Origin of the sequence: Photobacterium sp. GB-72 (genome assembly GCF_003026095.1) — a bacterium.
GTDB lineage: Bacteria > Pseudomonadota > Gammaproteobacteria > Enterobacterales > Vibrionaceae > Photobacterium.
This window is the reverse complement of record NZ_PYNV01000016.1, coordinates 85,771-104,062: the sequence shown is the minus strand read 5'-3', so window position 1 is coordinate 104,062 and position 18,292 is coordinate 85,771. Positions and strand designations below refer to the sequence as shown.

Annotated in this window: 22 protein-coding genes; 10 read left to right on the top strand and 12 right to left on the bottom strand. The window is 42.0% G+C overall.

Features of this window, described 5'->3' with window-relative positions:
• Positions 1–7 precede the first annotated feature (7 nt).
• The 3 genes from C9J40_RS16850 to fbp form a co-directional block, all read right to left on the bottom strand.
• On the bottom strand, positions 8–370 hold the full coding sequence (locus C9J40_RS16850; RefSeq protein ID WP_107247494.1) for a rhodanese-like domain-containing protein: 363 nt from the start codon (positions 368–370) through the stop codon (positions 8–10).
• A gap of 36 nt (positions 371–406) precedes the next feature.
• Complete coding sequence (gene ppa, locus C9J40_RS16845; protein ID WP_105059407.1) at positions 407–937, bottom strand: inorganic diphosphatase; 531 nt, start codon at positions 935–937, stop codon at positions 407–409.
• 131 nt (positions 938–1,068) lie between these two features.
• Complete coding sequence (gene fbp, locus C9J40_RS16840) at positions 1,069–2,082, bottom strand: class 1 fructose-bisphosphatase (protein WP_107247493.1); 1,014 nt, start codon at positions 2,080–2,082, stop codon at positions 1,069–1,071.
• Between the two features lie 199 nt (positions 2,083–2,281).
• Here fbp and mpl point away from each other — a divergent pair, with 199 nt between their 5' ends.
• Positions 2,282–3,634 (top strand): UDP-N-acetylmuramate:L-alanyl-gamma-D-glutamyl-meso-diaminopimelate ligase, encoded by a 1,353-nt coding sequence (mpl, locus tag C9J40_RS16835; RefSeq protein ID WP_105061285.1) that lies wholly within the window; start codon positions 2,282–2,284, stop codon positions 3,632–3,634.
• Positions 3,635–3,646: 12 nt separating this feature from the next.
• On the top strand, positions 3,647–4,264 hold the full coding sequence (locus C9J40_RS16830; RefSeq protein ID WP_107207622.1) for a flavin prenyltransferase UbiX: 618 nt from the start codon (positions 3,647–3,649) through the stop codon (positions 4,262–4,264).
• Positions 4,265–4,304: 40 nt separating this feature from the next.
• Here C9J40_RS16830 and C9J40_RS16825 read toward each other — a convergent pair whose 3' ends face one another.
• Positions 4,305–5,288, bottom strand: a complete 984-nt coding sequence (locus C9J40_RS16825; RefSeq protein ID WP_107247492.1) for a TAXI family TRAP transporter solute-binding subunit — start codon at positions 5,286–5,288, stop codon at positions 4,305–4,307.
• A 261-nt stretch (positions 5,289–5,549) separates the two neighbouring features.
• Positions 5,550–6,020 (bottom strand): transcriptional regulator ArgR, encoded by a 471-nt coding sequence (gene argR, locus C9J40_RS16820; RefSeq protein ID WP_045083547.1) that lies wholly within the window; start codon positions 6,018–6,020, stop codon positions 5,550–5,552.
• A 392-nt stretch (positions 6,021–6,412) separates the two neighbouring features.
• Between argR and mdh the strand changes: the two genes are divergently transcribed.
• Complete coding sequence (gene mdh, locus C9J40_RS16815) at positions 6,413–7,351, top strand: malate dehydrogenase (protein WP_107207624.1); 939 nt, start codon at positions 6,413–6,415, stop codon at positions 7,349–7,351.
• A 70-nt stretch (positions 7,352–7,421) separates the two neighbouring features.
• On the opposite strand, the gene C9J40_RS16810 is transcribed toward mdh, so the two are convergent.
• Entirely contained in the window at positions 7,422–7,613 is a 192-nt protein-coding gene (locus C9J40_RS16810) for a hypothetical protein (protein ID WP_107207625.1), read from the bottom strand.
• 125 nt (positions 7,614–7,738) lie between these two features.
• Positions 7,739–8,710, bottom strand: coding sequence for an octaprenyl diphosphate synthase (gene ispB, locus C9J40_RS16805; RefSeq protein ID WP_107207626.1), 972 nt, complete (start codon positions 8,708–8,710; stop codon positions 7,739–7,741).
• A gap of 278 nt (positions 8,711–8,988) precedes the next feature.
• Between ispB and rplU the strand changes: the two genes are divergently transcribed.
• From rplU to folA, 7 genes are all read left to right on the top strand, one after another.
• A complete protein-coding gene (gene rplU, locus C9J40_RS16800; protein ID WP_005369904.1) occupies positions 8,989–9,300 on the top strand; it encodes a 50S ribosomal protein L21 in 312 nt (103 codons plus the stop codon).
• A gap of 18 nt (positions 9,301–9,318) precedes the next feature.
• Positions 9,319–9,576: a 50S ribosomal protein L27 gene (gene rpmA / locus C9J40_RS16795; protein WP_005369901.1), complete on the top strand. Its 258-nt coding sequence runs from the start codon at positions 9,319–9,321 to the stop codon at positions 9,574–9,576.
• Between the two features lie 66 nt (positions 9,577–9,642).
• The gene (locus C9J40_RS16790; protein ID WP_005369900.1) at positions 9,643–10,569 is read left to right on the top strand and encodes a DMT family transporter; all 927 of its coding nucleotides are present in this window, start codon (positions 9,643–9,645) and stop codon (positions 10,567–10,569) included.
• Positions 10,570–10,652: 83 nt separating this feature from the next.
• Positions 10,653–11,822, top strand: coding sequence for an Obg family GTPase CgtA (gene cgtA / locus C9J40_RS16785; RefSeq protein WP_005369899.1), 1,170 nt, complete (start codon positions 10,653–10,655; stop codon positions 11,820–11,822).
• Between the two features lie 127 nt (positions 11,823–11,949).
• Positions 11,950–12,753 (top strand): threonine/serine exporter ThrE family protein, encoded by an 804-nt coding sequence (locus tag C9J40_RS16780; RefSeq protein ID WP_107247491.1) that lies wholly within the window; start codon positions 11,950–11,952, stop codon positions 12,751–12,753.
• Positions 12,750–13,226 carry a threonine/serine exporter family protein gene (locus C9J40_RS16775; RefSeq protein ID WP_045083540.1) on the top strand — a complete coding sequence of 159 codons (477 nt, stop codon included), beginning with the start codon at positions 12,750–12,752 and terminating at the stop codon, positions 13,224–13,226. The genes C9J40_RS16780 and C9J40_RS16775 overlap by 4 nt, the downstream gene beginning before the upstream one ends.
• 39 nt (positions 13,227–13,265) lie before the next feature.
• Positions 13,266–13,748, top strand: a complete 483-nt coding sequence (folA, locus tag C9J40_RS16770) for a type 3 dihydrofolate reductase (protein ID WP_107247490.1) — start codon at positions 13,266–13,268, stop codon at positions 13,746–13,748.
• Positions 13,749–13,809: 61 nt separating this feature from the next.
• On the opposite strand, the gene C9J40_RS16765 is transcribed toward folA, so the two are convergent.
• From C9J40_RS16765 to surA, 5 genes are all read right to left on the bottom strand, one after another.
• On the bottom strand, positions 13,810–14,625 hold the full coding sequence (locus C9J40_RS16765) for a symmetrical bis(5'-nucleosyl)-tetraphosphatase (protein ID WP_107247489.1): 816 nt from the start codon (positions 14,623–14,625) through the stop codon (positions 13,810–13,812).
• A 36-nt stretch (positions 14,626–14,661) separates the two neighbouring features.
• Entirely contained in the window at positions 14,662–15,054 is a 393-nt protein-coding gene (apaG, locus tag C9J40_RS16760; protein WP_369919091.1) for a Co2+/Mg2+ efflux protein ApaG, read from the bottom strand.
• Between the two features lie 108 nt (positions 15,055–15,162).
• Positions 15,163–15,987 (bottom strand): 16S rRNA (adenine(1518)-N(6)/adenine(1519)-N(6))-dimethyltransferase RsmA, encoded by an 825-nt coding sequence (rsmA, locus tag C9J40_RS16755; protein ID WP_107207631.1) that lies wholly within the window; start codon positions 15,985–15,987, stop codon positions 15,163–15,165.
• Entirely contained in the window at positions 15,984–16,976 is a 993-nt protein-coding gene (pdxA, locus tag C9J40_RS16750; RefSeq protein ID WP_107207632.1) for a 4-hydroxythreonine-4-phosphate dehydrogenase PdxA, read from the bottom strand. Before pdxA ends, rsmA begins: the two co-directional genes overlap by 4 nt.
• Before the next feature lie 8 nt (positions 16,977–16,984).
• Complete coding sequence (gene surA, locus C9J40_RS16745) at positions 16,985–18,286, bottom strand: peptidylprolyl isomerase SurA (protein WP_107247488.1); 1,302 nt, start codon at positions 18,284–18,286, stop codon at positions 16,985–16,987.
• Positions 18,287–18,292: the final 6 nt, after the last annotated feature.

The window sequence follows — 18,292 nt, the reverse complement described above, 5'->3', positions numbered from 1 at the left end:
CTTTGGTTTAGTCCTTTGGTTTAGTTCGGAGGAGTTGTTGGTAACTTATGCCGTTAAATGTGTTTTTATAGCCAAGAGAATATAGCTCAGCTTCTGCTATTTCAGCACGTCGGCCTGAGCGACAGTAGAGTAATATCGGTTTGGACTTGTCTGTCAAATATTCTGAAATTGTAGCGATCTGTTCAAAAGGAATGTTAACAGCGTTAGGAATATGTCCAGCGGCAAATTCATCGGCTGTTCTTACATCAACAATGATAGGGTTATGTGCTTGCTCTAGTTGCCAAAATTCATCTGGGGTGACATTTTTAGCAAATGAAATAGCGGTAAAAAAAGTTAAAAATACCGCGAGTAAACCACGTTTATTTTTCATTATATTTTACCGCTATTAATAAGTGTTATTAGCTAATTACTTCTTTTGAGCACGTTCAAAGGAAGTCAGAATTTCAGCTTTTGCTGCTTCTGCATTATCCCAGCCTTCTACTTTTACCCACTTGTTTGGCTCAAGCTCTTTGTAGCGCTCGAAGAAGTGAGTGATTTGTGCTTTAAGTAATTCAGGCAGATCATTCACATCTTGGATATGATCATATTCTTTACTTAGTTTGCTGTGAGGCACGGCAACGATTTTTGCATCTTCACCTGATTCATCTGTCATCTTCAACACGCCAACAGGACGACAGCGGATCACTGCGCCCGGAACGAGTGGATGTGGCGTTGGTACGAGTACATCGACCGGATCACCATCAAGCGATAGCGTGTGGTTAACGTAACCATAGTTACACGGATAAAACATCGGGCTAGACATAAAACGGTCAACAAAAATCGCACCACTGTCTTTGTCTACTTCATATTTAATCGGATCTGCATTTGCAGGGATTTCAATAACAACGTAAATATCTTCTGGGATATCCTTGCCAGCAGGGACCTGATTAAGGCTCATGACTAATTCCTTCTAAGGTTAATGAAATGTGTTGTTTGTTAAAATTATAATGAATGTAAACAAAAACAAAAGCAAATCATCATCGTTGATGTGTCGCGCCTTTAAATGCGCGACATGTATCGAGTTAACAGTTAGTTTTCTGGATATTCACGTAACAAACTTTCGACTTTTTCGACCATATTGGTTGAGCCAACAAAAAAGGGTACGCGCTGATGTAGTTCGGTTGGTGGAATATCTAAGATCCGCTGAAAACCATTCGTTGCTTTACCGCCAGCCTGCTCGACAATAAATGCCATGGGATTACATTCGTAAAGTAAACGTAACTTACCATTAGGGTAACTGGCGGTACTTGGGTAGAGATAAATCCCACCTTTTAATAAATTACGATGAAAGTCAGCAACTAACGAGCCTATGTAGCGTGATGTGTAAGGTCGTTTTTCTTCTGGCACAGCTTCTTGGCAATATTTAATGTACTGTTTTACACCGGTAGGAAAACGAATGTAATTACCTTCGTTAATCGAGTAAATGACGCCATCTTGTGGAATGGTCATATTCTCATGAGAGAGACAAAAACTCCCTAATGAGGGATCATAGGTAAAACCATGAACACCATTGCCCGTGGTATAAACGAGCATAGTGGATGAGCCATAAATGACATACCCAGCAGCAACTTGTTGGTTGCCGGTTTGCAGAAAGTCTTCTTTTGTTGGAGGAGAGCCGACAGGGGAAACTCGGCGATAAATGGAAAATATCGTTCCCACAGAGACGTTAACATCAATATTAGATGAACCATCGAGAGGGTCCATTAAAACAACGTATTTTGCATTTAAATTTAATGGCTTATCAAATCCAACAGCTTCATCTTCTTCTTCACTCGCAATACCACAGACTTGATCCCTTGCTTCAAGAGCGGCTTTAAATTTATCGTTGGCATAGACATCGAGCTTTTGTTGCTCTTCGCCTTGGATGTTGTTCTCGCCGACCGTACCTGTAATATCGACCAATCCTGCTTTGTTAATTTCTCGGTTGACGATTTTAGCTGCGAGTTTAATTGACCCTAATAGGGATGAAAGCTCGCCACTTGCATGAGGAAAGTCACTCTGTTTCTCGACAATGAATTCACCAAGCGTTCTAATATCAGTCATAAACATTCCTTTCATCATGTTGTCATATAATCGGGTGAAGAGAGTAGAATATAGCACTTGATAAACTCACCTGCGGGTGAGTGGAAGTGCTAAATCGTATTTTTTGTTATATAAGAAATTGTATATAAAGATCTTTTTTATGGTAACGAAGTAACGCGAAAGCGTGAAACTAACCGAATTAATCACGGAGCCAGCAGCAATGCATATTCATATTTTAGGTATTTGCGGTACATTCATGGGCGGTGCTGCAATGCTTGCAAGGCAGTTAGGCCATAAAGTCACTGGCTCTGACGCCAATGTGTATCCACCGATGAGTACCATGTTAGAAGCCCAAGGTATTGAAATTATCCAAGGGTATGATCCGAAACAACTTGATCCTGCTCCTGATCTCGTGGTGATTGGTAATGCAATGAGTCGTGGTAACCCTTGTGTTGAGTATGTCCTTAACAGCAATCTACGTTACACCTCAGGCCCACAATGGTTACAAGAGTATTTATTACATGATCGTTGGGTAATGGCGGTATCGGGCACTCACGGTAAAACAACAACAGCAAGCATGTTGGCGTGGATTTTGGAAGATTGTGGTTATCAACCGGGGTTTTTAGTCGGTGGTGTGCTGGGGAACTTCGGTATTTCAGCGCGTTTAGGGGAAAGCATGTTCTTCGTGGTGGAAGCGGATGAATATGACAGTGCTTTTTTTGATAAGCGTTCGAAGTTTGTACATTACCATCCTAGAACCTTAATCATGAATAATTTGGAATTTGATCATGCTGATATTTTCGATGATCTTAAAGCTATCCAACGTCAGTTCCATCATCTCGTACGTACAGTGCCTGGTAATGGTCGCATTTTAGCGCCAAAAGGGGTGAAAAATATTGATGAAACGCTAGAGATGGGCTGCTGGAGTGAATTGGAATATATTGGTGGTGATGGACACTGGCGCGCAGAAAAGCACCATGCCGATGGCAGTGTATTTGATGTGTATTTAGATAGCGATATGGTGGGTACCGTACATTGGCCTTTAGTGGGTGATCACAACGTTAATAATGCCTTAATGGCTATCGCTGCGGCACGCCATGTTGGAGTTACGCCAGATCTTGCATGTGAAGCCTTAGCTAAATTTATTAATACTAAGCGTCGTCTTGAGCTTAAAGGCGAAGTTAACGGTGTAACGGTTTATGATGATTTTGCTCATCACCCAACCGCTATCGAGTTAACGTTAGGTGGGTTACGTGCAAAGGTGAACCAATCGCGTATTTTAGCCGTATTAGAACCTCGCTCTAACACCATGAAGTTAGGGGTACATAAAGATGATCTTGCTCCTTCTTTACATGCTGCAGATGAAGTTTTTTTCTTCCAACCGCCAAATATTCCATGGTCAGTAGAAGAGATTGCTGAGCAATGTTCACAGCCTGCTTATTGCAGCGCAGATTTAGATGATTTGGTCAATAACATTACAAACAAAGCACAACCGGGCGATACTATTTTAGTGATGAGTAACGGTGGTTTTGGTGGTATTCATGATAAGTTATTGGCAGCACTAGCTAAATAATAGGAAAACGTAATGACAGATAAACGTATAACGCTAGCATGGACAGGCGCATCGGGTGCACCTTACGGACTACGTTTATTAGAATGTTTATTAGCGGCTGATTATCAGGTGTATTTATTGATTTCATCTGCGGCACGTGTGGTTTTAGCAACAGAGCATGGTTTGAAATTATCAGCATCGCCTGATAAAGCACGAGAACAATTAGCGGTTCATTTAAATGGTAATGCTGATAAATTAACTGTTTGTGGCAAAGATGATTGGTTTTCTCCTGTTGCGTCTGGCTCTGCTGCACCGAAACAAATGGTTGTTTGCCCATGCTCGGCTGGATCCTTGGCTTCCATTGCTTATGGCATGTCAGAAAATTTGATTGAGCGTGCTGCTGATGTAGTGATTAAAGAACGTGGTCAATTGGTGCTGGTGGTACGTGAAACACCATTTTCGACCATTCATTTAGAAAATATGCTTAAGCTTTCTCAGCTTGGGGCTACTATCATGCCTGCCGCTCCTGGCTTTTATCATCAACCACAATCGATTGATGATTTAATTGATTTTATGGTTGCAAGGATCTTGGATCATTTAGGCGTTAAGCAAGGTTTAGTCCCGCGATGGGGGTATGATCAACGCGCATAATGTTAAATATTTAAGCCCGTAATTAATCTTACGGGCTTTTTTAATCTTGTTCGTTAGAGGGAAAAAATCCAGCTTCTTGATAATAACGTACAGCACCTGGATGGAAAGGAACCGATAATCCGTTTTGGAGCATGTCAGCTTTAGTTAAATTGGCAAAGGCAGGATGAAGTCGTTTAAAGGTATCAAAATTGTTAAAGATAGATTTTGTTAGCGCATAAACGGTTTCTTCAGAGACATCTGTACTTGAAATTAATGTTGCTGACACGCCAAAACTTTCAGTATCCCCTTTAATTCCCTTATAAAAACCTTTAGGAGTCATTGATTTGGTATAAAAAGGATGATCAGCAATGATCTTTTCGATATTTGCCCCAGTGGTTGGAATTAATTTCGCATTACAATAGACTGCGGCTTCTTTTATTGCCCCGTTTGGATGGCCAACAAGATTGATATACGCATCAATTTTGTTATTACATAGTGCTTCTGAGCGTTCCTCGGCTGGGATCGAGATAAGCTTAAAATCAGAATATGTCCAACCAAGGCTATCCATAACAATTTCCATGGTTGCTCGATCGCCTGATCCTGCCTCACCAATATTGATCCGCTTTCCTTTAAGATCATCAAGATTATTTATTCCTGAATCTTTACGAACAATAATATTAAAAGGCTCATCATGTAGTGAAAAGATAGCCCTCATCTTGCTATAAGGACCTTGGTCTTTAAACTGGTTCGTACCGTTATAGCCATGAAATTGCCAATCAGATTGAACAACACTAAATTCAAATTGTTTATCTTTGAGTTTATTGATGTTGTAGATAGAGCCGGTGGTTGATTCAACCAAACAACGCAGATTATGTTGCAGTCGTCCTTGATTCACTAATTTACAAATCGCACCGCCTGCAGGGTAATAAACACCATTGATAGGTCCTGTGCCAATTGTGATAAAACGTTGAGCGTGTGCTGTCGATACGATGAAATAACAACTTAAACTAAATAGCCCAAGCATCATTCTTTTCTTTAATGTCATGAATGAATCCTTTCTAATCATGATGGTCAATGGATACGAATGAGAGCGTATTAAAGAATATTTTTGCTATTTATCATAACAAATGACAGTAGTCTGAGGTTTTTTTGTCTGTGCTTCACCACTCAAATTAAGTAATAAGCAAGATGAAAAGAGATAAGCTTGAAATAAAGAACAAGAGTCAGAGATAGGGAATAAAAGTAGGCAAAGAGCCGGGTCTATTTGTTATGTCACTCAATGATGAAAATAAATAGACCCAAGGTATTACTTACTGTAATCAAATAGTTCACAAACAGAATCGTAAAGCTCTTCTGCTGTTACGCTACTCGTTGGTGTAATAAAGATCGTATCATCACCCGCAACTACGCCAAGGATGCCTTCGGCTTTACCTAAAGAATCTAATAAGCGAGCAATCACTTGTGCAGCGCCTGGACCTGTGTGAATAACAACAAGTGCGCTGTTATAACCAACATCCATGACAAGATCTTTTAATGGGCTGCTTGTTGTGGGTACGCCGAGTTCAACAGGTAAGCAATACACCATTTCCATTTTTGCATTGCGTGTTCGTACTGCACCGAATTTCGTCAGCATACGAGAAACTTTAGACTGGTTGATATTATCGAAACCTTGCGCTTTCAATGTATCAACAATCTCACCTTGAGAACTGAATTTTTCTTCTTTTAGAATGAGTTTAAACGCTTTTACTAAGCGCTCTTGTTTATCTGAATTTCGCATAAATAAATATTATCTACAGAGATGAGGTGGGGTATTTTTGCATAACCTATCACTAAGTAGCAAACAAACTGCATGAAATCTGATTTTTGTATTATCAGGTGTTAATGTTCAGCATAAGGTAAGAAATAATCTTTGTCGTTGTTTTTATTAGATAACATTTGTTTAAAACTGCTTAAATTCTCACTTTTTTGCATGAAAGTTGTTTTTGTTGTGACAAGATCGGATGAAAAAAAAGGGTTTCTGCGCAACTTCGCAAAGCGCGCGGCCGAAGATTGTATTTGTTATCGGCTTGCTATAACGTCCTTCTATTATGCTTATCTTATGCAATGAAAATTGGCTTAAGTAAGATGTATTAATAAAAAAAGATACTTCTATCGTAAAGGAGAACGAACATGAAAGTTGCTGTAATTGGCGCTGCTGGTGGAATCGGTCAAGCTCTTGCTCTGCTATTAAAAAACCATCTTCCAGCAGGTTCAGATCTTGCTCTATATGACATTGCACCAGTAACGCCTGGTGTTGCAGCCGATCTTAGCCATATCCCGACCCCTGTAACCATTAAAGGTTATGCAGGTGAAGATCCTACTCCAGCATTAGAAGGCGCTGACGTTGTCCTTATTTCTGCAGGTGTAGCGCGTAAACCGGGTATGGATCGTGCTGATCTTTTCAATGTAAATGCCGGTATTGTTAAATCTCTAGCAGAAAAAATTGCTGTAGTATGTCCTGATGCTTGTATTGGTATTATTACTAATCCTGTAAATACAACAGTGCCTATCGCAGCTGATGTACTTAAAAAAGCAGGTGTGTATAACAAGCGTAAGCTGTTCGGTATTACAACACTTGATGTTATCCGCTCTGAGACGTTTGTTGCTGAATTAAAAGATAAGTCGCCTTGTGATATTAGTGTTCCAGTAATTGGTGGTCACTCAGGTGTAACTATTTTACCGTTGCTATCACAAGTTGAAGGTGTTGAGTTTACTGACGAAGAAGTAAAAGCATTAACACCACGTATTCAAAATGCAGGTACTGAAGTTGTTGAAGCAAAGGCGGGTGGCGGCTCAGCAACCTTGTCTATGGGCCAAGCGGCATGTCGTTTTGGTTTAGCGCTAGTACGTGCATTACAAGGTGAGCAAGGTGTTGTTGAATGTGCTTACGTTGAAGGTGATGGGCAGCATGCACGTTTCTTCGCACAACCTGTATTGTTGGGTAAAGATGGTATTGAAGAAGTAATGGATTACGGTTCATTAAGTGACTTTGAGCAATCCGCGATGGACAGCATGCTAGATACGCTTAAAGGTGATATTGCTCTAGGCGAAGAGTTCGCTGCAAAGTAACCCGTTTAAATAGTAGAGTAAGAAAAAGCGGCGATTAAGCCGCTTTTTTATTGCCTGTGAGAAGTCTTTTCTAATAATAACGATCACAGCCTGTGTGCAATTGCGGTTGATCAGTGATCTCGTTGCATTCAATGGAACGCAGTTGATGATCGTTCTTATGCTCAATGATTACGGCGTTATTTTGTTGATCAATGCCGATCACTTTCCCCACGCCATGTAATGATTCTACCCACATACCAATCTTTAATTGGGTTATTTCCATTATTCACTCCCACTTACCAGCAAAAGAAATAAACTAATACCAATTATAGATCATAGTGATCATCTGATTTTTAGAGATAAAAAAACCTGCCACATTGGCAGGCTCTATGATGCTAAATTGAAGACTTATTTATTACGCTGTACAGCCATGTGTGCTAGTGCAACTAAGGCTTCTTTGTACTTAGAGTCTGCAATAGGTGCTAAAGCCGCAATGGCTTTCTCTGCTTCTTCTTCTGCACGTTGTTGGGTGTACTCAAGTGAACCATGTTCGTGCATAGCAGCTAAAATAGCATCAAGCTTTTCCATCCCATTTGCTTTTTCAATAGCTTCGCGAATCATGCTTGATTGCTCGGTATTACCATGGTGCATAGCATGGAGCAGTGGTAAAGTTGGCTTACCTTCTGCTAAATCGTCACCGACGTTTTTCCCCATTTCTTTACCATCAGCAATGTAATCTAATACATCGTCGATAAGTTGGAATGCCGTGCCTAAATAACGACCGTATTCTTGAAGTGCTGACTCAATTTCAGCTGGTGCTTGGGCAATAATGGCTGCGATTTGAGTTGAAGCTTCAAACAAGCGTGCTGTTTTTGAATAGATCACTTGCATGTAGCTATCTTCGGTGGTGTTAGGATCATTACAATTCATTAATTGTAGAACTTCACCTTCAGCGATCACATTGGTTGCTTCACTCATGATGTCGAGGATCTTTAATGATCGTAGGCTAGTCATCATTTGAAATGAACGTGTGTAAATGTAGTCACCGACTAAAACACTGGCTGCATTACCAAACGCTGCGTTGGCTGTTTCTTTACCACGACGCATGTTTGATTCATCGACAACATCATCGTGTAATAATGTTGCTGTATGAATAAATTCAATAAAAGCAGCAGCTGTAGTGTGTTGATCACCGTCATAGCCCAAAGCTCGCGCTGCCAAAACAGCCAGCATTGGGCGTAGACGTTTGCCACCACTACTGACAATGTAGAAGCCTAGTTGATTGATAAGCACAACCTCTGAGTTAAGTTGTGCTTGTATCTTCGCGTCGACCTCGGCCATATCGTTGGCGGTGAGCGCTTGGATAGCTTTGAAATCCATTAATACATCCAGCAAGATTGTTGGCCACGTAGGGCGGTAAAGTGATTCGAATGGTTTATCGAATCTTACACTAAAATAGCACTATCGTCATAACCCCAACGTGCGCTATTTCAAAGACTTTTTTTGTTGAGCAGCTTTTCATCAATTTTCTTTCTATAATGGCTTGCCAGAATAACTCTTTTCGCGTAACATTCGCGCCCTATTGATGACAAGATTAAGCGCATACCCATTGCCTTTTTTATGTGGCAAATGGCCTATGCGGACAAGCGGAGTAAGACATGTACGCTGTTTTCCAAAGTGGTGGTAAACAACACCGTGTAAGCGAAGGCCAAACCTTACGCTTAGAAAAACTAGACGCTGAAACTGGCGCTAGCATTGAATTTGACTCAGTACTTTTAGTAGCTAATGGCGAAGAAGTATCTGTAGGCGCACCTTTTGTGGCTGGCGGTAAAGTAACTGCTGAAGTTGTTACTCACGGTCGTGGCGATAAAGTTAAAATCGTTAAGTTCCGTCGTCGTAAGCACTCTCGTAAGCAAATGGGCCACCGTCAGTGGTTCACTGAAGTCAAAATTACTGGCATCAGCGCTTAATAATAGGAGAATTTAAAGATGGCACACAAAAAAGCTGGCGGTTCTACTAACAACGGTCGCGATTCAGAAAGCAAACGCCTAGGTGTTAAGCGTTTTGGTGGCGAATCAGTTCTAGCAGGTAACATCATCGTTCGTCAACGTGGTACTAAGTTCCACGCTGGTAACAATGTTGGCCTAGGTAAAGACCACACTCTATTCGCTCTATCTGATGGTAAAGTGAAGTTCGAAGTTAAAGGTCCTAAGAACCGTAAATTCGTATCTATCGAAGCTGAATAATATTCAACTTTGACACGAAGATTAAAGCCCTGCCTATTGGCGGGGCTTTTTATATCTGGAGGGTTTATGCGAGATCGTGGCCCAATGATCGGTTTTTTTCTTGCATTAACAACGGCTGTCTTTTGGGGCGCGTTACCAATAGCAATGAAGCAAGCTGTTGAAGTGATGGACCCTTTCACTATTGTTTGGTATCGCTTTATTACGGCATCTGTCGGTTTAGGTTTATTATTAAGCTGGAAAAAGCAGTTACCAACAATTTCAAATTTAGGCCGAGCTGGTGGGCTAGTGTTACTGATTGCAAGTATTGGTCTTGCGGGTAACTTTGTCCTGTTCAATAGCTCGCTAAAATATCTTAATCCACCTGTGGTACAGGTAATCATTCAATTAGCTCCAGTGGGCTTATTGGTGACCAGTGCATGGGTATTTAAAGAAAAGCTTGCTAAGCACCAGATTATTGGTGTGATTTGTTTATTGGCTGGCTTACTACTGTTTTTTAATGAACGCTTAATTGAGTTATTTACCAGTTTTTCTGGTTATACTTTAGGTGTGAGTTTAGCTGTGGCGGCTGCTATTGTGTGGGTAATATATGGCCTTGCGCAGAAGTGGTTATTAAAGCAATTTACATCAGCGCAAATTTTGCTGATGATCTATGTGATCTGTGCTTTGATCCTTACGCCAGTAGCGCAACCAGAACAAATCTATGCAATGGATAATCGTCAACTTGCGATGTTGGCATTCTGTTGTATTAATACGCTTGTTGGCTATGGTGCTTTCGCTGAAGCGATGTCACGCTGGCAAGCCTCACAAGTGAGTGCAGTGATCACACTGACTCCTTTGTTTACGATATTATTTGTCGATCTTGCGAGCCTTGCTCTACCACAATACGTTGCGCCAGTAACGTTGAACATCTGGGGTTACCTTGGTGCGATGGTGGTGGTAAGTGGTGCGATATGCTGTGCTATAGGCCATAAATTTATTCGCCAGCACAAATAATCTAGGTCGATGACAATAATTACTACGCCATGATGAGTTAGTGATCATGGCTGTATGTTAAACGCCACAGTGCGGAGAAAAGAATGAAGTTTATAGATGAAGCAGTTATCAAAGTTGATGCCGGTGACGGTGGTAACGGCGTAGTGAGTTTTCGTACTGAAAAGTACATTCCTAAAGGTGGTCCTGATGGCGGTGATGGTGGTGACGGCGGTGACGTTTACCTCTTTGCTGATGAAAACTTTAACACCCTGATCGATTATCGTTTTGAACGTTTCCATGCCGCAGAGCGTGGTGAAAATGGTCGTGGTGGTAACTGTACGGGTAAACGTGGTGCCGATAAAATACTGACAGTACCTGTAGGCACACGTGCAGTTGATGACGATACAGGTGAAGTGATTGCCGATCTGACTGAACACGGCATGAAAGTGATGGTTGCTAAAGGCGGTTTCCATGGCCTAGGTAACACCCGTTTTAAATCATCTGTAAACCGCGCACCTCGTCAAAAGACAATGGGGAGTTTAGGTGAGGTTCGTCATCTTCGCCTAGAATTGCTGCTTTTGGCTGATGTAGGTATGTTAGGTTTACCTAACGCAGGTAAATCGACCTTTATTCGCTCTGTATCGGCAGCTAAGCCGAAAGTAGCGGATTACCCATTCACTACGTTAGTACCAAGCTTAGGTGTTGTACGTGTTGATGCAGAGCGTAATTTCGTTGTTGCTGATATTCCTGGTCTGATTGAAGGTGCGGCAGACGGCGCTGGTTTAGGTATTCGTTTCCTTAAGCACCTAGAGCGTTGTCGTGTATTACTTCACATGATTGATCTACTGCCTGCTGATGGCTCTGATCCGGTAGAAAATGCATTCACTATCATCAATGAGCTTGAGCAATACAGTGATAAGCTAGGCAATAAGCCGCGTTGGATTGTATTTAACAAAGCTGACTTGCTTGATGAAGAAGAAGCGCAAGAGAAAATGACTGAAGTATTAGAAGCCCTTGCTTGGGAAGATAAGTACTACAGTATCTCTGCACTAAACCGTACCGGTACGAAAGAGCTAACGTATGATCTGATGGAAGCGATTGATGCTATGCCTAAGATCAAATACGAGCCAGAAGAGAAAGAAGATAAAGTTGACTTCAAGTGGGATGATTACCACGCTGAGCAAATTAAGAAAGCGCAGGATGAAGACGACGATGATGATTGGGATGATTGGAATGAAGATGATTACGATGTTGAAATCATCTACAAGCCATAATCAAGTCTGATTGTGTAGAGGAAGCCGTACCGTGAGGTACGGCTTTTTTTGTGCTTAATCAAAATGGATGCAGGAGTTATTCGGTACTCTAATAGGATAATAAATGCGCAATATTAATGGATGATAAATGGCAACTCATAAGGACGGTATTATTACTTCACTCTCAGAATCTGACCAAAGAGACATAACACGGCTTGTGATATCTGCAGGTCAACGTCTTTTACAGCATGGCGCAGAAAGTACCTTAGTGGCAGATGTGACAAGTCGACTTGGTTTGGCGCTTGGGGTTGAAAGTGTTGAGGTCTCATTATCTGCTAGTTCGATGGTGATCAGTACACGTCATCAGGGAAGTTGTATTACGACCACGCGGCGTTGCCAAGATAGTGGGATCAATATGCAGATCGTGACGGACATTCAACGGATCTGTATTTTAACTGAGCGTGGACTGCTTGATCGTTATGATGTTCACCACAAATTAGAACAAATCCAACCTCAGCGTTATCACCGCTTATTGGTGATTATTATGATTGGTCTATCTTGTGCTTCTTTTAGCCGTTTAGCTGGGGGGGATTGGCCAGTTTTTTGCCTGACTTTTCTGGCTTCATCTATTGGTATGTTTGTTCGCCAAGAGATTGCACATTGTCATTTTAATCCTTTGATTAATTTTGCTTTTACCGCCTTTGTTACCACATTAATTTCAGGTCTTGGACAAGTTTATCAAATTGGTGATAAACCTTTTTTAGCGATGGCTTCGTCTGTACTGATGTTGGTACCGGGTTTTCCTTTGATCAATGCCGTTGCTGATATGGTAAAAGGTTACCCTTCAATGGGATTAGCACGGTGGACGATGGCGAGTTTACTAACACTTGCCGCTTGTATTGGTATTGTTGCTGCGATGAATGTGCTGGATGTGTGGGGATGGTTACTATGAATGATCTGATCTCACTAATGCTGGCGCTAGGTAATGATATGTTTTTCGCTATGATCCCAGCCGTTGGCTTTGCATTAGTCTTTAATGTCCCACCAAAGGCACTGAAATATTGTGCCATTGGAGGGGCGTTAGGGCATGGCACTCGTTTTCTTTTAATGCACTGGGGAATGCCTATTGAGTGGGCTACATTTGCAGCAGCTACTCTTGTTGGTATGATTGGTGTGCATTGGTCGCATCGCTTTTTAGCTCATCCCAAAGTCTTTACTGTCGCAGCAATGATCCCTATGGTACCTGGCGTTTTTACTTATAAAGCAATGATTGCGATTGTTGAAATTAATCATCGTGGTTTTTCAATGGAATTATGGGGAGTGATGATTGAGAATTTGCTTAAAGCGATCTTTATTGTTGCTGCATTAGCCATTGGGTTAGCTATGCCGGGATTATTGTTTTATCGCCGTCGACCTGTGGTGTAACCTATAGCATCACAAATATTAAAAAGGAGTTTCCTGAAGATGAAGATCAGTATGATCGCCGCAATGGCGCATGATCGAGTAATTGGCAAAGAAAATGCGATGCCATGGCATTTACCCGCTGATTTTGCTTGGTTTAAGCAATGTACTTTAGGAAAGCCTGTGATAATGGGGCGCAAAACGTTTGAATCTATTGGTCGCCCGCTTCCAGGTCGTCATAACATTGTGATCACCCGTAACCCTGAGTTTCATGCCGAAGGGATCACTGTTGTGAGCGATATAGAAGCTGCAATACAAGTCGCTGGTGATGTAGAAGAAGTAATGATCATCGGTGGTGGTAGTATTTACCAAGCGTGTTTACCAAAAGCGAATTGTCTTTATTTAACCTTTATTGATGCTAACTTAGACGGTGATACACGTTTCCCTGAATGGGGAGAGGGGTGGCATCAAGTGAAGTCTGAGCATTATGAAGCAGATGAAAAAAATGCTTATGCGATGGACTTTACGGTACTTGAACGCAATTAATCATACTGTTTAATAATGCCCATGCTAGTGGGCATTATTGGATAGGATAAAGTGGCAAGATTTAATAAATAGGGCATTCGGTAACAAAGCGTTGTCCGTCTTCCCAGCGTAACATAGTTAAACTGTTTCCCCACACGCACCCTGTATCAAGCCCAATACAATGCTTATCTTGATGTCCCATGAGTGCCGCCCAATGACCAAAGATAATGGTTTTCTCAATCGGCTCACTGCGCTTTACTTCAAACCACGGGATCAAGTTGCCAACTTCAGGGTTTCCTGGCTCTACTTTACACTGCATATCTAAACGTCCGTTAGGCTCGCAAAAGCGCATACGGGTAAAACTGTTGATGGTATAGCGGAGCTGCTCTAATTCATTAAGTTCTTCTTGCCAAAAATCAGGGCCATCACCATACATATTTTCTAATAGCCATACATAACGTTCAGACTGAAGGGTCGCTTCAACTCGGCGAGCTTGTTGACGCGCCGTCGCTAACGACCATTGTGGGCTAATGCCAGCGTGTACCATAACTAATGGAAAATCAGGATGTTCAGCCAGCAATGGTTGATGGCGTAGCCAATGAAGTAATTCTTGGCTATCGGGCGCGTCTAAAATGGCTTGAGTTTTATCACTCGTTTTTAAACGTGCGAAGCCATTTGAAGCGGCTAATAGGTGAAGATCATGATTACCGAGGATCACCTGTGCACTATTACCCAGTGCTTTTACAAACCGTAATGTTTCTAATGACTCAGGACCACGGGCGACAAGATCGCCAGCAAGCCAAAGGTGATCGTGCTTAGGATCAAAATGCGCTTGAGCAAGGAGTTTTTTTAGATCAGGTAAGCAGCCCTGAATATCACCAACAAGGTAGGTTGCCATATTGCTCTCATTATTGAGGAAAGTGAAAGTAAACAGCTAGTGAATAATGTTAGGCACAGCCAAACGAAAAGGGGCAATGTTAACTTTAAAGCTATTACCGTCCCCGTCTTCCATAATGTAATGTCCTTGCATCACACCAAGCGGGGTATCAATAATTGTACCACTGGTGTAGGTATAGTCATCACTTGCTTGAATTATGGGTTGTTTACCCACAACACCATCACCATCAATCACTAGTTTTTTGCCATTGGCATCGGTGATCAACCAGTGGCGTTTAAGCAATTGTGCTTGACCACGACCAAGATTATGAATAGTGATGGTATAGGAAAACACATAGCGACTCTTGTCAGGCTCGGATTGATCATCGAGGTAATGAGTAACGACATGACATTTTATGGTTGGGGGAGAAGTGGTACTCACAGACAACATCCTTTGTTTATGATCTCTTCTCATTTTAGCGTCATTCAACCACAAATAAAGAAAAACCCCGATAACCGTGAAGCTATCGGGGTTTTTGTGTAATCCACTTAAATGAGGTTAAGCTTTCGCATCTTTTTGGTAATTCGCATCAAGCCAGTTCGCCATTGCCACAAACTGTTCAACGGTAATGTTCTCTGGGCGATTGCCTGGGTTAACCCCCAGTGCTTCAAGTTGCTCTGCTGTAAAGAGTGCTTTATAGCAGTTACGAATCGTTTTACGACGTTGGTTAAAGCCTTCTCTACATACACGATCTAACCATTTTAGGTTGGTACATGGGAACGGCAACACTTCGTAAGGTGTTAGACGTACTACCGCTGAATCGACTTTCGGCGCAGGTACAAAAGATTCTGGCGGCACTTCAAGTACAGGCATCACGCGGCAGTAATACTGCGCCATTACCGTTAGGCGGCCATATGCTTTGCTACCAGGGCCTGCCGCAAGACGGTTAACCACTTCTTTTTGCAGCATAAAGTGCATATCTTCAACATCTTTGTGGAATTCAAAAATGTGGAACATTAAAGGGGTCGAAATGTTGTATGGCAAGTTACCAAAAATACGTAACTTATTATTTTCTTTAATAAGTTGCGTGAAGTCGAAACGCATTGCATCGCCTTGGTGGATCGTTAGCTTGGAAGCTAGATCGGGGTGACTTTCAAGGCGTTCTGCAAGATCGCGGTCGAGTTCGATAACAGTAAATTTATCAACAAGTTTACCAACTTGCTCGGTGATAGCACCAAGACCCGGACCGATTTCAACCAAGTTTTGACCTGGTAATGGGTTAATTGCTGACACTATGCCATCAATGATGTAAGGGTCTTTCAAAAAGTTCTGGCCAAAGCGCTTACGGGCGCGGTGACCTAGATGGACTTGATCGCTGCTCATGCTTGTTTATCTACCAATTCTAGGGCGTGAGATAGCGCTGTCCAAAGGCTACCTGTATCTGCCTGTCCGGTACCTGCGAGTTCCAGTGCGGTACCATGATCTACTGAAGTTCGGATGAAGGGCAATCCTAACGTAATGTTAACTGATTTACCGAAGCCTTTATATTTCAGCACCGGTAGCCCTTGATCGTGATACATGGCTAATACCGTATCGGCATCAGCTAAATATTTTTCTTGGAAAATAGTATCGGCCGGTAAAGGGCCGATAAGATCCATGTTTTCTTGCTGGCGTAATTGTTCAAGAGTAGGAGTAATAATATTTATTTCTTCCATCCCTAAGCAACCATCTTCACCAGCATGGGGGTTTAATCCACAGACATAAATTTTTGGTGACTCAATACCAAATTTACTGATTAAATCAGCGTGTAAAATACGAATCACCTGTTTTAATCTGTCTTCTGTAATTGCTTGTGATACATGACTTAGAGGGATATGAGTTGTCACTAACGCGACGCGTAATCCTTCGGTTGCTAGCATCATAACAACTTGTGCAGTGTCAGATTGTTGAGCAAAAAATTCAGTGTGGCCACTAAATGATACGCCAGCGCGGTTAATGACCCCTTTATGTACAGGGCCGGTGACAACGGCGGCGAATTCATCATTCATACACCCTTCTGCAGCACGTTTAAGCGTCGAGAGCACATACATGCCATTACGTTCATCTAACGTGCCAGCGACAACATCAACTGCAGTATTGATGTGCGCAACCGTCATCGTTCCTGCTTTATGTGGCAGGGCGGGTTGATCGGGCTGATAAGGTAAAATGGTTAGTGGTAAACCTAATTTAGCCGCACGTTCTACCATAACCTGCGCATCAGCACAAATAACAAGTTGGTGCGGCCAATTTTCTTGGCATAAGGCGATGACTAAATCTGGGCCTATTCCAGCAGGCTCACCGGGGGTGATTGCAATCCGTTGTGTGTCAGTCATGTCTTTATTTAGCCATTATTGGTTGTATTCATTGGTTCAATGTAAGCACCTGCACGTAGTTCTTGTAACCATGTCTGTGCTTCTTCATTGAATTTACGGTTAAAGATGATTTGTGCAGCACGGTTTTTCATTGCAGCATCCGTACGGTCGACTTTGCGACGCCCTTCAACTTCAACAATGTGCCAACCAAATGCAGATTTAAACGGTTCACTGATTTTATCGATCGGTAGCGTTTCTACTTTTTCTTTAAATGCTGGAGCATACATATCTGGTACTTGCCAGCCTAGTTGACCACCATTCGCCGCTGAACCTGGATCTTCGCTGTAGGCTTTTGCTGCTGCCGCAAAGGTTTGTTTACCGCTAATAATATTTTGGCGAATTTTCTCAAGCTCAGCTTTTGCTGCTGCATCACTTAGAATCATTGAAGGTTTGATTAAAATATGACGGGCTTTTACCTCAATAACAGAGACGTTTGGCATACCTTTTACATCGTTGATTTTTAAAATGTGGTAACCAACGCCACTACGGAATGGCCCAATGATCGCATCTTTACCGTTATTTTTAATCTGATCAGCAAAGACGGTTGGCATTTCTGCTTTACTCATCCAGCCCCATTCGCCCCCTTTTAGAGCTTTAGGTCCTTTTGAATAACGGTAAGCCAGTTGTGAAAAGTTTGCGCCTTTTTTAAGTTGAGCAACAATGTCTTCTGCTTCTTGTTTTGCTTTCTCACGTGCTGCTTTATCAGCATCTTCATCAACCCGAATTTGAATTTGACTAATGTTGTATTGCACGTTTTGTTGAGTTTGCTCGGCCATTTGTTTGGCTAAAGACTCAACTTCTTGTGGCAGAACGTTAACACGTTTACGAACAATAATGGTACGCGCTTCAGAGGCTAGCATATCGTTACGCATTTGCTCACGGAACATAGAGTAAGAAACTCCTGCTTTAGCAAGGCTTTGACGTAGTTGGTCTACGCTCATATTACGTTGTTTAGCCACATCGGCGATCGCTTGATCTAATTGACTGTCATCAATACGGATCCCTAGCTGCTGAGCTTGTTGGATCTGTAAGTTTTCAAGGATCAGTTGATCCATCACTTGCTGACGTAAAATGTTATTAGGCGGTAATTGTTGGTGCTCTTCAGCAGCGTTAAGACGAACAGTTTTTAGCATGGCGCTCACATCGCTTTGTAAGATCACGCCATCATTAACAGTCATCACAATTTGGTCAAGTTCCTGAGGTGCTGCCATGCTGGTTGCTGACATACCCATCATCATTAGACTAAGTACAGAATACTTCCACGTTTTCATTTATAT

Excerpts from the sequence above, each read along its gene's own strand:
- C9J40_RS16810 (WP_107207625.1), bottom strand. The coding sequence starts at position 7,613 with ATGGAAATAACCCAATTAAAGATTGGTATGTGGGTAGAATCATTACAT.
- C9J40_RS16850 (WP_107247494.1), bottom strand. The coding sequence starts at position 370 with ATGAAAAATAAACGTGGTTTACTCGCGGTATTTTTAACTTTTTTTACC.
- C9J40_RS16790 (WP_005369900.1), top strand. The coding sequence starts at position 9,643 with ATGCGAGATCGTGGCCCAATGATCGGTTTTTTTCTTGCATTAACAACG.
- surA (WP_107247488.1), bottom strand. The coding sequence starts at position 18,286 with ATGAAAACGTGGAAGTATTCTGTACTTAGTCTAATGATGATGGGTATG.
- C9J40_RS16780 (WP_107247491.1), top strand. The coding sequence starts at position 11,950 with ATGGCAACTCATAAGGACGGTATTATTACTTCACTCTCAGAATCTGAC.
- pdxA (WP_107207632.1), bottom strand. The coding sequence starts at position 16,976 with ATGACTGACACACAACGGATTGCAATCACCCCCGGTGAGCCTGCTGGA.
- ppa (WP_105059407.1), bottom strand. The coding sequence starts at position 937 with ATGAGCCTTAATCAGGTCCCTGCTGGCAAGGATATCCCAGAAGATATT.
- folA (WP_107247490.1), top strand. The coding sequence starts at position 13,266 with ATGAAGATCAGTATGATCGCCGCAATGGCGCATGATCGAGTAATTGGC.
- mdh (WP_107207624.1), top strand. The coding sequence starts at position 6,413 with ATGAAAGTTGCTGTAATTGGCGCTGCTGGTGGAATCGGTCAAGCTCTT.
- rplU (WP_005369904.1), top strand. The coding sequence starts at position 8,989 with ATGTACGCTGTTTTCCAAAGTGGTGGTAAACAACACCGTGTAAGCGAA.
- C9J40_RS16825 (WP_107247492.1), bottom strand. The coding sequence starts at position 5,288 with ATGACATTAAAGAAAAGAATGATGCTTGGGCTATTTAGTTTAAGTTGT.
- fbp (WP_107247493.1), bottom strand. The coding sequence starts at position 2,082 with ATGACTGATATTAGAACGCTTGGTGAATTCATTGTCGAGAAACAGAGT.
- C9J40_RS16775 (WP_045083540.1), top strand. The coding sequence starts at position 12,750 with ATGAATGATCTGATCTCACTAATGCTGGCGCTAGGTAATGATATGTTT.
- C9J40_RS16765 (WP_107247489.1), bottom strand. The coding sequence starts at position 14,625 with ATGGCAACCTACCTTGTTGGTGATATTCAGGGCTGCTTACCTGATCTA.
- argR (WP_045083547.1), bottom strand. The coding sequence starts at position 6,020 with ATGCGAAATTCAGATAAACAAGAGCGCTTAGTAAAAGCGTTTAAACTC.
- ispB (WP_107207626.1), bottom strand. The coding sequence starts at position 8,710 with ATGGATTTCAAAGCTATCCAAGCGCTCACCGCCAACGATATGGCCGAG.
- apaG (WP_369919091.1), bottom strand. The coding sequence starts at position 15,054 with ATGTTGTCTGTGAGTACCACTTCTCCCCCAACCATAAAATGTCATGTC.
- rsmA (WP_107207631.1), bottom strand. The coding sequence starts at position 15,987 with ATGAGCAGCGATCAAGTCCATCTAGGTCACCGCGCCCGTAAGCGCTTT.
- rpmA (WP_005369901.1), top strand. The coding sequence starts at position 9,319 with ATGGCACACAAAAAAGCTGGCGGTTCTACTAACAACGGTCGCGATTCA.
- cgtA (WP_005369899.1), top strand. The coding sequence starts at position 10,653 with ATGAAGTTTATAGATGAAGCAGTTATCAAAGTTGATGCCGGTGACGGT.
- mpl (WP_105061285.1), top strand. The coding sequence starts at position 2,282 with ATGCATATTCATATTTTAGGTATTTGCGGTACATTCATGGGCGGTGCT.
- C9J40_RS16830 (WP_107207622.1), top strand. The coding sequence starts at position 3,647 with ATGACAGATAAACGTATAACGCTAGCATGGACAGGCGCATCGGGTGCA.